The 13,507-nt window shown below is 63.6% G+C and carries 12 protein-coding genes; 8 read left to right on the top strand and 4 right to left on the bottom strand.

All coding sequences use genetic code 11. The annotated features are described in order from the left end of the window. The first annotated feature begins 16 nt into the window (after positions 1 to 16). From lepB to nagZ, 7 genes are all read left to right on the top strand, one after another. Complete coding sequence (lepB, locus tag B0G81_RS20175; RefSeq protein WP_134138121.1) at positions 17 to 910, top strand: signal peptidase I; 894 nt, start codon at positions 17 to 19, stop codon at positions 908 to 910. 185 nt (positions 911 to 1,095) lie between these two features. Beyond that, the gene (gene rnc, locus B0G81_RS20170) at positions 1,096 to 2,379 is read left to right on the top strand and encodes a ribonuclease III (RefSeq protein ID WP_134138120.1); all 1,284 of its coding nucleotides are present in this window, start codon (positions 1,096 to 1,098) and stop codon (positions 2,377 to 2,379) included. A 53-nt stretch (positions 2,380 to 2,432) separates the two neighbouring features. Beyond that, a complete protein-coding gene (era, locus tag B0G81_RS20165; RefSeq protein ID WP_134138119.1) occupies positions 2,433 to 3,332 on the top strand; it encodes a GTPase Era in 900 nt (299 codons plus the stop codon). Continuing rightward, positions 3,319 to 4,227, top strand: a complete 909-nt coding sequence (gene recO / locus B0G81_RS20160; RefSeq protein ID WP_134138118.1) for a DNA repair protein RecO — start codon at positions 3,319 to 3,321, stop codon at positions 4,225 to 4,227. Before era ends, recO begins: the two co-directional genes overlap by 14 nt. Beyond that, complete coding sequence (gene pdxJ / locus B0G81_RS20155) at positions 4,224 to 4,988, top strand: pyridoxine 5'-phosphate synthase (protein ID WP_134138117.1); 765 nt, start codon at positions 4,224 to 4,226, stop codon at positions 4,986 to 4,988. Before recO ends, pdxJ begins: the two co-directional genes overlap by 4 nt. A 15-nt stretch (positions 4,989 to 5,003) precedes the next feature. Continuing rightward, positions 5,004 to 5,429 (top strand): holo-ACP synthase, encoded by a 426-nt coding sequence (acpS, locus tag B0G81_RS20150; protein WP_116117970.1) that lies wholly within the window; start codon positions 5,004 to 5,006, stop codon positions 5,427 to 5,429. 69 nt (positions 5,430 to 5,498) lie between these two features. After that, positions 5,499 to 6,527, top strand: coding sequence for a beta-N-acetylhexosaminidase (gene nagZ / locus B0G81_RS20145; RefSeq protein WP_116117969.1), 1,029 nt, complete (start codon positions 5,499 to 5,501; stop codon positions 6,525 to 6,527). A 106-nt stretch (positions 6,528 to 6,633) separates the two neighbouring features. On the opposite strand, the gene B0G81_RS20140 is transcribed toward nagZ, so the two are convergent. The 4 genes from B0G81_RS20140 to earP form a co-directional block, all read right to left on the bottom strand. Continuing rightward, a complete protein-coding gene (locus B0G81_RS20140; RefSeq protein ID WP_116148300.1) occupies positions 6,634 to 8,016 on the bottom strand; it encodes a sigma-54 dependent transcriptional regulator in 1,383 nt (460 codons plus the stop codon). 326 nt (positions 8,017 to 8,342) lie between these two features. Then, on the bottom strand, positions 8,343 to 8,549 hold the full coding sequence (locus tag B0G81_RS20135) for a CsbD family protein (protein ID WP_012433871.1): 207 nt from the start codon (positions 8,547 to 8,549) through the stop codon (positions 8,343 to 8,345). 282 nt (positions 8,550 to 8,831) lie between these two features. Further along, positions 8,832 to 9,389, bottom strand: a complete 558-nt coding sequence (efp, locus tag B0G81_RS20130; RefSeq protein ID WP_012433870.1) for an elongation factor P — start codon at positions 9,387 to 9,389, stop codon at positions 8,832 to 8,834. Positions 9,390 to 9,797: 408 nt separating this feature from the next. After that, positions 9,798 to 10,991 carry an elongation factor P maturation arginine rhamnosyltransferase EarP gene (gene earP, locus B0G81_RS20125; RefSeq protein ID WP_134138116.1) on the bottom strand — a complete coding sequence of 398 codons (1,194 nt, stop codon included), beginning with the start codon at positions 10,989 to 10,991 and terminating at the stop codon, positions 9,798 to 9,800. Positions 10,992 to 11,259: 268 nt separating this feature from the next. On the opposite strand from earP, the gene uvrC reads away from it, so the two are divergent. Continuing rightward, on the top strand, positions 11,260 to 13,443 hold the full coding sequence (uvrC, locus tag B0G81_RS20120; protein ID WP_134138115.1) for an excinuclease ABC subunit UvrC: 2,184 nt from the start codon (positions 11,260 to 11,262) through the stop codon (positions 13,441 to 13,443). The last annotated feature ends 64 nt before the right edge of the window (positions 13,444 to 13,507 follow it).

The raw sequence follows: 13,507 nt of genomic DNA, 5'->3' as shown, positions 1-13,507 counted from the left end.
CGAACAACGGAACTTTATGAATTTTGCGCTGATTCTTTTTGTGCTCGTCATTTTGACGGGCGTCGCATGGGTCGCAGACAAACTGGTTTTCATGCCGCAACGGCGCCGCGCGGCGGAAGCCGCGGTCGCCGAGTTCGACCGCCAGCAGGCACGCATCGGCGAGCGTTTCGCCGACGAAAACGCGGCGCAAACGCGCGCGCGTCTGCGTGACGACAAGCTGCGCCAGCCGTGGTGGCTCGAGTATTCGGCGAGCTTTTTCCCGGTGATTCTGGTGGTGTTCGTGGTGCGCTCGTTCGTGGTCGAGCCGTTCAAGATTCCTTCCGGTTCGATGGTGCCGACGCTGCTGGTGGGCGACTTCATTCTCGTGAATAAATTCGACTACGGCATCCGTCTACCGATTACCAACACGAAGATCACCGAAGGCCGTCCGCTGCAACGCGGCGACGTGGTGGTGTTCCGTTACCCGAAAGACGAATCGGTCGACTACATCAAGCGCGTGATCGGCTTGCCGGGCGACACCGTCGCGTATCAGGACAAGCAGCTCACGATCAACGGCAAGCCGGTGCCGGAAACGCCGCTGCCCGATTATCTCGACGACGAACGCATGGGTTACGCGAAACAGTTCGAAGAGGATCTCGACGGCCGCAAGAACGCGATTCTGAACAATCCCGCCGTGCCGCCGTTCATCGTCGGCGCCGAAGATTATCCGTATCGCGACAACTGCACGTACAACGCACGCGGCGTGATCTGCAAGGTGCCGCCGGGCAACTACTTCATGATGGGCGACAACCGCGACAACAGCGCGGATAGCCGCTACTGGGGTTTCGCGCCTGACAAGAATGTCGTCGGCCGGGCGTTTTTCATCTGGATGAACTTCAGCAATCTGAAACGCATCGGCACGTTCAACTGAGTTCGTGTGCATTGATTGCACGACACGCCGCGTGGTTGACTCGCAGTTGGCCTTCACCAGGCCACGTGAGCCGCGGCGTGTTATCACGCTACTTTAAGATCCCGCGGTAACGTCGCTTCACCACGCTTTTTCCGCTGGCCGCCCCGCGTTTTCGCCGGGTCTGGCGCCCGCGTTATACTCTGCCCATGCCCCTATCTCCGTTGGAAAGCCGTCTGCGCTACGAATTTCGCAATGCGGAATTGTTGCGCCAGGCTTTAACGCACCGCAGTCACAGTTCCACGCATAATGAACGGCTCGAGTTTCTCGGCGATTCTGTTCTAAATTGCGCGGTGGCCGCGCTTTTGTTCCAACGTTTCGGCAAACTGGACGAGGGCGACCTGTCGCGCGTCCGTGCCAATCTGGTCAAACAGCAGTCGCTTTACGAAATTGCTCAAGCCCTGAATATTTCAGAAGGCTTGCGGCTTGGAGAAGGCGAGTTGCGTAGCGGCGGCTTCCGCCGGCCCTCTATCCTCGCTGACACGCTCGAAGCGGTGCTGGGCGCAGTGTTCCTCGACGGCGGCTTCGACGCCGCCCAGACGGTCATCAAGCGCCTTTACGTGCCGATTCTGGATCACATCGACCCGCGCACGCTGGGCAAGGATGCCAAGACGCTGCTGCAGGAGTATCTGCAAGGCCACAAGATCGCGCTGCCGACTTATACGGTCGTCGCGACGCATGGTGCGGCGCACAATCAGCAATTCGAAGTCGAATGCACGGTGCCTAAGCTGGAGGTGAAAGTCTCCGGTTCCGGCGCCAGCCGTCGCGCGGCAGAGCAGGCGGCGGCCAAGAAAGCGCTCGACGAGGTCATGGCTGCGGCGCCCGCCGTGGTCGCCAAGCCCAAGCGCTCGAAAGGCGCTCGCGCGGCGAAGCACGCCGAGCCGGAGATCGTGCCCGGTGTAACGGGCGTGCAAGCCGCGCTGGATTTGCGTAGTCCGGATCGCAAGAGCGAGCGCGGAGCGGGACGCGGTGAATCGCGCGCACAGGCTGCCGCGGCGGAACCGATGCCAGAACGCCCCGCGTTCGCGGCCGCACTCGCGCCGCTGGCGGTGATTCGCGCCGCGCACGTGGAGTACAGCGGACAGGACAAAGCCGAGCGCGCCGAGAAGGCAGACAAGACGGCCGCTGACGCGAGCGACAGACCGGCAGACAAAACTGCCGAGAAGGGTGAAGCCAGGCAGCCGGACACGAAGCCCGCCGACGCCAAACTCGCCCAGGCGAAATCTGCCGAAGCCAAACCCGACGTGCAGCCGGAAGGCAAGCCGGAAGCTAGGCCAGAAACCGCAGCCGTCCGTAGCGTCGACAAACACCGCGGCCGCGAGGCGACCCCCGGTTCTGTCGCGCCCGTGCCGAGCGCAGCGGCGGCGCCGACCGAACACGAACCCGGCGTAGCCGACGCGGTGCAAACGCGCGTCGCCGACGCGGGCCATTGATTGCCATCGGCGCGCCATTCCCGCGCGTCGAGCCGAACTTGCCGTAGCCCAATATGAACACTCCCACTCCCCCTGGTTTCCGCTGCGGCATGGTCGCGATCGTCGGCCGTCCCAATGTCGGCAAATCCACGCTCATGAATGCGCTGGTCGGCCAGAAAGTCAGTATCACGTCGCGCAAGGCGCAGACCACGCGCCATCGCATCACGGGCATCCACACGCTCGAAGACGCGCAATACATTTTCGTCGACACGCCGGGTTTTCAGACCAAGCACAGCGGCGCGCTAAACCGTTCGCTGAATCGCGCGGTCACGTCCACTCTGACTTCCGTCGACGCGATCCTGTTCGTGATCGAAGCCGGCCGTTTCGGCCCGGACGATCAGAAGGTGCTCGACCTGATCCCGCCGTCGGTGCCCACGCTGCTGATCGCGAACAAGCTCGATCGCGTGACCGATAAGGATTCGCTGTTTCCGTTCATGCAGCAGGTGAGCACGCTGCACAAGTTCGCCGAAATCGTGCCGCTGTCGGCGAAACATCCCGACGACATCAAACGTCTGATGGCGACCGTCAAGCCGTTCCTGCCGGAAGGCGCGCCGATCTACGGCGAAGACGACCTGACCGATCGCAGCGAGCGCTTCCTGGCCGCTGAAATCCTGCGCGAAAAAGTGTTTCGCTGGACCGGCGACGAACTGCCGTACACGAGCACCGTGCTGATCGACAAGTTCGAAACCGAGGGGCGTCTGCGCCGCATTTTCGCGACCATCATGGTCGACCGCGACACGCATAAGGCGATGATCATCGGCCAGAAGGGCGCCAAGCTGAAACAGATCAGCACTGAAGCGCGCCTCGATATGGAAAAGCTGTTCGACGGTCCGGTGTATCTGGAAACCTTCATCAAGGTGAAGAGCGGCTGGGCCGACAACGAAGCCGGACTTCGTGCGTATGGGTACGAATGACGCGTGGATGACGCTGAATTCCGACGCGGACCCGGACGATTCGGAGCCGGCCGCGCCGGCACGCGAGCCGTCCAAATCCGCGCGTAGCACCCGAAAAACTTCATCGACTAAAAGCGCGCAGGGCGCCGAGGGCGAGTCGCGTAAAACGCCAACTCGCCGCGCGCCGCGCACCTCCGCGTCCGACTACCGGATCGCGGAGCAGCCCGCCTTCGTTCTCCATAGCTATCCGTATCGCGAGACCAGTCTGATCATCGACGTGCTCTCGCGCGATCACGGCCGTCTCGCGCTCGTCGCGAAGGGCGCCAAGCGTCCGCACTCCGCGCTGCGCGGCGTGTTGCAGACGTTCCAGCCGCTCGCGCTGTCGTGGTCGGGCAAATCCGACGTGCGTACGCTGACCGGCGCCGAATGGGTCGGCGGCATGTTGCCGCTGGCCGGCGACGCGCTCCTGTGCGGCTTTTACGTGAACGAACTGCTGGTCAAGTTCTGCGCGCGCGAAGATCCGCATCCGCAACTGTTCCATCACTACGTCGTTACGATGACCCGTCTCGCGCACGACGAACCGCCCGTGCAGGTGCTGCGTTCGTTCGAGCGCGTGCTGCTGCGCGAAACCGGCTACGCGATGGCGCTGGATCGCACCGTCGCGCGCAAAGCGGTGCTGGCCGAAGGCCGCTACGTGTTCGATCCGGAGCGCGGCGTGCGCGAAGCCTCCGACGATCTGCCGGCGCTTTGGCCGGTGGTCGCGGGTCAAACCTTGCTCGACATGGAGCAGGACGATTACCATCGAGCGCAGACCGTGGCGCAAAGCAAAACGCTGATGCGCTTTCTGCTCAACACTTACCTTGGCGGCACGCCGCTCGCGACGCGCCAGATCCTGATCGACTTGCAGAACTTATGAGCTTCTTTCTTACGTCGCCGAATGTGATTGATCTGGGCGTGAATATCGATCACGTCGCCACGCTGCGCAACGCGCGCGGCACCTCGTATCCCGATCCGATTCGCGCCGCGCTGATGGCCGAAGAGGCCGGTGCGGACGTCATCACGCTGCATCTGCGTGAAGACCGCCGCCATATCGTCGACGCCGACGTGCGCAAGCTGCGCCCGCTCCTGAAGACGCGCATGAATCTCGAATGCGCGGTCACGCAGGAAATGCTCGACATCGCCTGTGAAGTGCAGCCTCACGACGTGTGCCTCGTGCCGGAAAAGCGTCAGGAACTGACCACGGAAGGCGGACTCGACGTCGCCGGCCAGTTCGAAGCCGTGCGCGCCGCGTGCAAGCAACTTGCCGACGCGAACTCGCGCGTGTCGCTCTTCATCGATCCGGACGAAACGCAGATTCGCGCCGCGCACGAAGCCGGCGCGCCGGTGATCGAACTGCACACCGGCCGCTACGCCGAAGCCAACGATCCCGCAGAACAGCAGCGTGAATTCGAGCGCGTGGTGCGCGCCGTCGAATTCGGCAGGACGCTCGGCATCAAGGTCAATGCCGGCCACGGTCTGCACTACACGAACGTGCAGCAGATCGCCGCGATCGAGGGCATCGACGAACTGAATATTGGCCACGCGATCGTCGCGCACGCGATCTTCGCCGGCTGGGATAACGCAGTGCGCGAGATGAAGGCGATCATGGTCGCCGCGCGTCTCGGCGCGCGCGCGTAGTACGGCGGCCCGCCCATGGCAATCTACGGCATCGGCACGGACATCGTCCAGGTCAGCCGCGTAGCCGCGGTCATGACGCGCACCAACGGCCGCTTCGCCGAAAAGGTGCTCGGTCCGGACGAACTGCGTGTCTATCACGCGCGTCATGCGCGTTCGGCGGCGCGTGGTCTCGCGTTTCTCGCCACGCGGTTCTCGGCGAAAGAAGCGTTTTCGAAAGCGATCGGCCTCGGCATGCATTGGCCGATGACCTGGCGCGCACTGCAAACGCTCAACAAGCCGAGCGGCGAACCTATGGTGGTCGCGTCCGGCGAACTGGCCGAGTGGCTCGACGCGCGCGGCATCACGGCGCGCGTGACGATCAGCGACGAACGTGACTACGCGGTGTCGTTCGTGATTGCCGAAACCGCGCAAGCGGGTGCGCCCGACGCCGCCGCCGAATAAAAAATACCTTGAACGCGGCAAGAGCCTGCCGCGTCTCTCCTTGCAAAAGCTTTTTTCCAACGCAAATCGATGAAAACCATTCCCGGACCGGTGATGCTCGACGTGGTCGGCACAACGCTGAACGACGACGACAAGCGCCGCCTTGCCCATCCGATGACGGGCGGCGTGATCCTGTTCGCGCGCCACTATGAGAGCCGCGCGCAACTGATTGCGCTGACCGATTCGATCCGCGGCATTCGCGACGATCTGCTGATCGCCGTCGATCACGAAGGCGGGCGCGTGCAGCGCTTTCGCACCGACGGTTTCACCGTGCTGCCCGCAATGGGCAAGCTCGGCACGTTGTGGGACAGCGATGTGCTGCACGCGACCAAAGTGACGACGGCCATCGGCTATATCCTCGCGACGGAACTGCGCGCGTGCGGCATCGACATGAGCTTTACGCCGGTACTCGATCTGAACTACGGCCAATCGCAGGTGATCGGCGACCGCTCGTTCCACCGCGATGCGCGCGTGGTGGCATTGCTTGCCAAGAGCCTGAACCACGGGCTCGCGCTGGCCGGCATGAGCAATTGCGGCAAGCATTTCCCGGGGCACGGTTTCGCACAGGCGGATTCGCATGTCGCCATGCCGGTTGACGACCGTCCGCTCGAGGCGATTCTGCGCGACGACGTGGCGCCGTACGACTGGCTCGGCCTGTCGTTGGGGTCGGTGATTCCCGCGCATGTGATCTATCCGCAGGTCGATTCGAAACCGGCGGGTTTCTCGCGTGTCTGGCTGCAAGACATTTTGCGCGGCAAGCTGCGCTTCGAAGGCGCGATTTTCAGCGATGATCTGTCGATGGAAGCCGCGCGTCAGGGCGGCACCTTGACCGAAGGCGCCACCGCCGCGCTGCAGGCCGGTTGCGACATGGTGCTGATCTGCAATCAGCCGGACGAAGCGGAGAAGGTGCTGGATGCGCTGCGCTTCACGCCGTCGAAGGAATCGCAGCGGCGCTTGCAGCGCATGCGGCCGCGCGGCAAGGCGTTGAAGTGGAGCAAGCTGGTTGCCGATCCGCAATATCTGCAAGCGCAGGCGCTGCTGCGTAGCGCATTTGCATAGGGCAGCGTAGCCACACGGCAAGCGCCGCAAGAAAAAACGGCGCCTTCGTATATGAAGGCGCCGTTTTTTCTTGCTCAAAGCGAACCGCAAACGATCGCTGCCGCTGCTAGTTCAAACGCATGCGCTGCAGCTTGTTGTACAGCGTCTTCGGACTGATCCCCAGCAGCGACGCCGCCCGGTGACGCGTGCCGCCGACGGCATCGAGCGTGGCGCGAATCAGCATTTCCTCGACGTCCGCGAGCGGTGTGCCCACGGTGACCTGCACGCGGCTGCCGTTCAGATCGCGGCCATTCGCCGAGCCGGCCTCGTCGGCGCGCAACGACTCCAGCACGTCGCCAGACGCGTGATACGCGCGCCGCACACGCTCCTGCAGCTCACGCACATTGCCTGGCCATTCATAAGCGAGGCACTCGCGCAGGAAATTCGGCGCGACCTGCTTGGCGACCTCCGCCGTGCCGCGCGTCAAGCCTTCGTGATTCAACTCGTCTACGACCGCCTGGGCGATCAACGCCGGATCCTCACCGCGTTCGCGCAGCGGCGGCAACGTGACGGCGGCGGCTTCGAGGCGCAGCGACAGGTCTTCGTGCAGGCTGCCGTCGGCTACCGCCGCGCGCGGCGCCTTCCGCGTCGACGCGATCAGACGGAAGTCCGTCACCACTTGATTCGTGCCGCCGACCCGCATGAAGGTCTGCGAGTCGAGCGCGCGCAGCAGGGCTTCCTGCTGGGCGCGCGGCAATTCGGCGATTTCCTCGATGAACAGCGTGCCGCCGCTCGCCTGTTCGAACAGGCCCGGTTCGCGCTGCTCGGCGCCATTGAACGCACCGCGTTCGTGACCGAATAGCTGGCTTTCGAGCGAGCGTTGCGCGACCGCGCTGTTCGCGCTCCGGCAGTCGAGCGTGATGAATGGACCTTTGCGGCGCCGGCTCATGTCGTGCATGGTGCGCGCCGCGATTTGCTTGCCGGTGCCGGTTTCGCCGGAAATCAGCACGGCGGCTTCAGTCGGCGCGATATGTTCGATCGTGTCATAGACGTGCTGGATCGCACCGCTGCGGCCGAGCATCGAGCCGAAACGGCCGAGTTGACGCAGCGACGCGCGTAGCGTTTGCACTTCCTCGGTCAGCTCGTAGGGGCGCGGGATGCGCGCGAGCAAGCTGCGCAAACGGGGAATGTTGACCGGCTTGAGCAGGTAATCCCAGATGCCGTGGCGCAAACCTTCGATCGCGCTTTCCACCGTCGCATTGCCGGTCATCACGATCACGGGCAGGGCGCCACCGGGCGGATGAGCGGGCAGATGCTGCAGCAGGTCGAGCCCGCTGCCGTCCGGCAGGTTCAGGTCGACCAGCACGACGTCGGGAATGAAGCGCGCCAATGCGGCTCGGGCCTCCGCGATCGTCGTCGCGGTGTCGACGGAAAAGCCGTCGGCCGCGAGGATGGCCGACAGGCCTGACAGGCTATTAGGATCGTCTTCAACAATCAGGGCGTGTGGCATGGCGAGCGCAATTTTTAGATGAATGGAATACCCGATGCGCTGCGCCGATACGTTGGCGCGCGGTACGAGCGCAATGCTGGCCGTTACTGTCGGTCGGATGCCGAGTCGGATCCTGTGCCGCATGCGTAGCCCCGGCCAGCGCGGTCGCGATACGGGAGCGACCGGCTGACATAGGCGGACCGGCCGGAGCGCACACCAGGCACGGCACCGGCACACCGGCGGCGATTCGACTCAAGCGGTTCGGGTCCTTTGCATGATTAAATTGAGTGCCAGTCCCAACGTTTTTAAGCTTGGAACCGGCGCCTGTATTTCCTTCACTCCGGCTGTCAGAAATCCCGATTGCTGTCGAAGAAACGCCGCACTTCGCGTTCCGCCTCTTCGCGCGTCTTGCCGTAACGCTCCTGAATCAAACCGGCGAGTTTGTCGGCACGGCCTTCGGCCTTGGTCAATTCGTCGTCGGTCAACTCCCCCCAAGCGGTCTTGGCCTTGCCAACCATTTGCTTCCACTTGCCTTCAGCGATGTCGTTATTCATGCCGCATCTCCAGAGTTGAAGAAGATAAAGCCCTATTGGCTGTATCCAGAGATAAGCATGGACTGTGCCACGACTATTTATATAGACTTATCAATGGTTTGCTCGACGGCATACGGGAAAATTTGAGTGCGCGGTGTGGCAATTTCGAGAAGACTGCCGGTAAAGTTTTCCTTAACCATACACGGCGGCGCAAAAAAGAAAAAGCGCCCAAATTGGGCGCTTTTTTTGCCATTTTTTTCGCAGCGCCCCAGTGGGGGCGCCGGATTCAGGCGAGCAGGGCGCTTAAGCGCGGCTGCGGTACTCGTGCGTACGCGTGTCGATTTCGATCTTGTCGCCGATGTTGCAGAAGAGCGGCACTTGCAGTTCGAAACCGGTGTTCAGCTTGGCGTTCTTCAACACCTTGCCCGACGACGTGTCGCCCTTGACAGCCGGTTCCGTGTAGATGATTTCGCGGACCAGCGTGGTCGGCAGTTCGACCGAAATGGCTTTCTCGTTGTAGAACACGACTTCGCAAGCCATGCCGTCTTCGAGGTAATGAAGGGCGTCGCCCATCATTTCGCCTTCGACCTCGAACTGGTTGTAGTCGGCGTCCATGAACACGTACATCGGGTCAGCGAAGTACGAGTACGTGACTTCCTTGCGTTCCAGCACGACGACGTCGAACTTGTCGTCGGCCTTGTACACGCTTTCCATGCCTGCGCCGGTCAGCAGGTTCTTGAACTTCATCTTGACGACGGCGGAGTTGCGGCCCGATTTGTTGTATTCGGCCTTCTGCACAACCATTGCGTCTGCGCCGATCATCACGACGTTGCCGGTGCGGAGTTCCTGTGCGGTCTTCATAAAACTGTCCTGTACGAATTAAGTAGCTTCAACTTGTGCTCAACGGCATACGGCGCAAGCGGCTTCGGCGCTTTGCTCACTGCGTGCCGCACCGCCGAAGCGGCTTGGCGGGGGCGAGCGAGTCAAGCGTGGCCGGCTTGCCGCGGGGCGCGGCGGGAGCGCCGCAAACGCGCGGTCTCAGCCACTTCCAGCAATCCGTTACCTGCTTTTTTACCCTGTGCGGGCGTGTACACGAGTGGCGCCGATTCGCAACATGCGTCCCTTTTTTAACATTCCCCCCATCAAGCTTTGACTCAGGAGATGTCTGGCCTCTTTCGAAGCCAAGGTTGACGGGCCGCCAAAGCGAGTTGTTTGGATTGCGCCGCTGCGATCGGGCCGCGCTTGCGTCGTCGGCCGTTGGATAACCGCTTATTTTAACTGACTTTTTGCGAACAAGGCCAGATTTCCGGCAAGGTCGCCCACTTGAGCCAGTTCGCGGGCCCACGCCGCTGCGCGTTGCCTGAGCGCCGGCAGGTGACGCTGGAATTCCGTCCAGTCCGGCCGGCCCATGCCGTTCCAGGCGCGCCAGAAGCGCGCGAGCGCGTCGCGGGCGTCGGCGGGCAGGGTGCGCGCGTAGTGCGCGAGCGCGGCGTCGAGCTTTGGTAGATGGGCGTCGTCCGCCTGCGGGTAGATGTGCCAGACAAACGGTTTGGCGGCCCACTGGGCGCGCACGAACGAATCCTCGCCGCGCACGAAATTGAGGTCGCTCGCCCACAGCAGCGTGTCGTAGCCGGGCTGGTCGGTAAAGGCGAGAGCGTGTGCGCTGAGGTTGCCGCGCGCCGCATGCGAGCCGGCGCCGAATGCCGGGAGGTCGAAAAAGCGCGCTACCGAACCTGTAATGCGGCCTTCCGGCACGAGCAGGACGACCGGCTCCGCGCTGTCGCGCCATTGTTCGAGCAGGCTGTCGACGGCGGGGTTTTCGTAGGAGAACAGCGAGACGACGGTGGCGCTGGCAGGCGGCGGCGCGTGGCCGGTGGTTTGCCGCCACCATGCTTCGCGCGTGCTGGGCGACGCTTCAAAACCCGCGCGCGCGCCGTCGAGATGCCGTTCCTTCAGCACGCCGCCGGTGCCGGGGCCGAGTCCGGGAAAAAAAAACGTCTTGGTCAGCGGATAGCGCGGATGAGGCGACGGCCGCAGATGAAAATCCGCGACCCAGTCCTCGGCGCTCAGATATTCGAGGTTGAACCACACCGGCGTGCGCTCGCGCGCCGCCATCGCGGCGATATAGATGGGCGGCAGTTCGCAGCCGAACGCCTCGATCACGACGTCGGCCACTTCGAGCGTATCGCCCGCATGGGCCGGCTCGTGCCAATGTTCGACAACGACCCCGCCCACGGTCTGACGCGCATGGTCCAGCGTCAGCGACGGGCACAGCTTCTGGAACGCATGCAGGTCGTCGACGAACACGCGCACCTGCCAGCCGTGTTCGCTCGCGAGTTGACGCGCGAGGCGCCAGCACACGCCGATGTCGCCGAAATTGTCGATCACCGCGCAGAAGATATCGCAGGCGATTGCCGGGGGCGTGTCGGCGGCTTGCTCGGGTTGGGACGTAGCGGAAGACATGATGGCCTGGATCGCGGATTCGAACGGATGAGGGGAGCGAGGCAGTGCGAGCGATGCGACCGCGTTGCACTTCGCCGCAAGATGACGAAGCTGCCGCTGATGCGTGTCCCGATTCAAGCCGACAAGGTTCGGACGCGCGCGGAATGTTCTAAACTGGCGATTCTAAAGCACTCGTTCACGATTGCGCGCGCATGGCGCCCTCCGGTTCGCCACGGCGCGCGGCAACGGAGCAACGCTTCGCGAGACCGTCCCACCCGACCGATTCTGCATGACCGAACCCGAAGCAACCGACGTTTTCGAGCCGAAAAAAGTGCTCGCCCAACTGCCGCATCTGCCCGGCGTCTATCGCTATTACGATACGCACGGCGCCGTGCTTTACGTGGGCAAGGCGCGCGATCTGAAGAAGCGCGTCTCGAGCTACTTCACCAAGACGCTGCTGTCGCCGCGCATCGCGATGATGGTCACGCGCATTGCGCGCATCGAGACGACCGTCACGCGCTCCGAGGCCGAAGCGCTGCTGCTCGAAAACAACCTGATCAAGGCGCTCGCGCCGCGCTACAACATTCTGTTTCGCGACGACAAGTCGTATCCCTACCTCAAGCTGACCGGCCACAAGTTTCCGCGCATGGCGTATTACCGTGGCGCCGTGGATCGCAAGAATCAGTACTTCGGTCCGTTTCCGAGTGCGTGGGCGGTGCGCGAGAGCATCCAGATCCTGCAGCGCGTGTTCCAGTTGCGCACGTGCGAAGACTCCGTGTTCAACAACCGCACGCGGCCTTGTCTGCTGCATCAGATCGGCCGCTGTACGGCGCCGTGCGTGGCGGCGATCAATGAAGAGGATTACGCGCGCGACGTCGCCAACGCATCGCGCTTTCTGCTCGGCCGTCAGGGCGAGGTGATGAAGGAGCTCGAGCAGAAGATGCATGCCTTCGCGAGCGAGCTGAAGTTCGAACAGGCTGCGGCGGTGCGCAACCAGATGAGTTCGCTGTCGACGGTGCTGCATCAGCAGGCGATCGAAGTCGGCAGCGACAGCGACGTGGATATTCTCGCGGTCGTCGCGCTGGGCGGCCACGTGTGCGTGAATCTGGCGATGGTGCGCGGCGGCCGGCATCTCGGCGACAAGGCGTATTTCCCGGCGCACGTGGAAAGCGCGTTGACAGCCGACGAGGGCGGACTGGAAGAAGACGGCGCGCCGTTGGCCGATGTCGCGCTCGCGTCGAACCCGCTCGCGCAAGACAGTGTCATCGACGATGAAACGGCGGGGTTGGCCGATGCCAGTGACGCTCTTGCGCTCGCTCAAGAGATGCCGTCTGAAGACGAAGAGGACGAGGAGGACGCCGCCGACGAAGCCGCCGAAGCCGGCTCAGAACCCGCAAAGCCGCGCAAAGGTCGTGCTGCAACCGGTGGAATCGAATCCGAAGTCCTCGAAGCATTCATCGCCCAGCATTACCTGGGCAACCGCGTGCCGCCGGTGCTGGTGGTCAGCCACGCACCCGCCGATCGCGAACTGGTCGACGTGCTGATCGAGCAAGCCGGCCACAAGGTCACCGTGCTGCGCCAGCCGCAAGGGCAACGGCGCGCCTGGCTCGCGATGGCCGAACAGAACGCGCGGCTCGCGCTCGCGCGCCTGCTGTCGGAGCAGGGCTCGCAACAAGCCCGCACGCGCGCGCTGACGGACACGCTCGGCATGGAGTGCGACGATCTGGCGCATTTGCGTATCGAATGCTTCGACATCAGCCACACGATGGGTGAGGCGACCCAGGCTTCGTGCGTGGTGTATCACCATCACAAGATGCAGTCATCGGAATACCGCCGCTACAACATCACCGGCATTACGCCCGGCGACGACTATGCCGCGATGCGCCAGGTGCTCACGCGCCGCTACGAGAAGATGGTCGAGCAAGCCGCCGCGAACGCCGCCGACGAAGCCGCCGAGTTGCAGAGCGATGCGGCCGCCGATCCGTCGCTCACGCCGGACGCCGCGGAGCCGGTCGCGGCCGGCGGCATCCTGCCGACTATCGTGCTGATCGACGGCGGCAAGGGCCAGGTCGAAATCGCGCGTCAGGTGTTCACGGAACTGGGTCTCGATACCGGCATGCTGGTCGGCGTCGCGAAGGGCGAAGGGCGTAAGGTCGGCCTCGAGACCCTGATTTTCGCCGACGGCCGCGCGCCGCTCGAACTCGGCAAGGAAAGCGCCGCACTCATGCTGGTCGCGCAGATCCGCGACGAAGCGCACCGCTTCGCCATCACCGGCATGCGCGCGAAGCGCGCCAAGACGCGCCAGACCTCGCGGCTGGAAGAGCTGGAAGGCGTGGGCGCGAAGCGGCGTCAACGGTTGCTCGCGCGCTTTGGTGGATTGCGCGGCGTGGTTGCGGCCAGTGTCGAGGATCTGGCGAGCGTCGAAGGCATTTCGCAGGCGCTCGCGGAGCAGATTTACCGGCAATTGCACTGATGGCGGCGGTCGCGGCCGGCCGCTCAACCGCTTTCGAGCAGCGCCGCGGCGGCGCGCACGGCAA

Source organism: Paraburkholderia sp. BL6665CI2N2 (assembly GCF_004366535.1).
Lineage (GTDB): Bacteria > Pseudomonadota > Gammaproteobacteria > Burkholderiales > Burkholderiaceae > Paraburkholderia.
Note: the sequence above shows the minus strand (reverse complement) of the source record. Positions and strands in the feature narration are given on the sequence as shown.

What these genes read in the sequence shown, in the direction of transcription:
- lepB (WP_134138121.1), top strand. Translation starts at nt 17, where the DNA reads ATGAATTTTGCGCTGATTCTTTTTGTGCTCGTCATTTTGACGGGCGTC.
- rnc (WP_134138120.1), top strand. Translation starts at nt 1,096, where the DNA reads ATGCCCCTATCTCCGTTGGAAAGCCGTCTGCGCTACGAATTTCGCAAT.
- era (WP_134138119.1), top strand. Translation starts at nt 2,433, where the DNA reads ATGAACACTCCCACTCCCCCTGGTTTCCGCTGCGGCATGGTCGCGATC.
- recO (WP_134138118.1), top strand. Translation starts at nt 3,319, where the DNA reads ATGGGTACGAATGACGCGTGGATGACGCTGAATTCCGACGCGGACCCG.
- pdxJ (WP_134138117.1), top strand. Translation starts at nt 4,224, where the DNA reads ATGAGCTTCTTTCTTACGTCGCCGAATGTGATTGATCTGGGCGTGAAT.
- acpS (WP_116117970.1), top strand. Translation starts at nt 5,004, where the DNA reads ATGGCAATCTACGGCATCGGCACGGACATCGTCCAGGTCAGCCGCGTA.
- nagZ (WP_116117969.1), top strand. Translation starts at nt 5,499, where the DNA reads ATGAAAACCATTCCCGGACCGGTGATGCTCGACGTGGTCGGCACAACG.
- B0G81_RS20140 (WP_116148300.1), bottom strand. Translation starts at nt 8,016, where the DNA reads ATGCCACACGCCCTGATTGTTGAAGACGATCCTAATAGCCTGTCAGGC.
- B0G81_RS20135 (WP_012433871.1), bottom strand. Translation starts at nt 8,549, where the DNA reads ATGAATAACGACATCGCTGAAGGCAAGTGGAAGCAAATGGTTGGCAAG.
- efp (WP_012433870.1), bottom strand. Translation starts at nt 9,389, where the DNA reads ATGAAGACCGCACAGGAACTCCGCACCGGCAACGTCGTGATGATCGGC.
- earP (WP_134138116.1), bottom strand. Translation starts at nt 10,991, where the DNA reads ATGTCTTCCGCTACGTCCCAACCCGAGCAAGCCGCCGACACGCCCCCG.
- uvrC (WP_134138115.1), top strand. Translation starts at nt 11,260, where the DNA reads ATGACCGAACCCGAAGCAACCGACGTTTTCGAGCCGAAAAAAGTGCTC.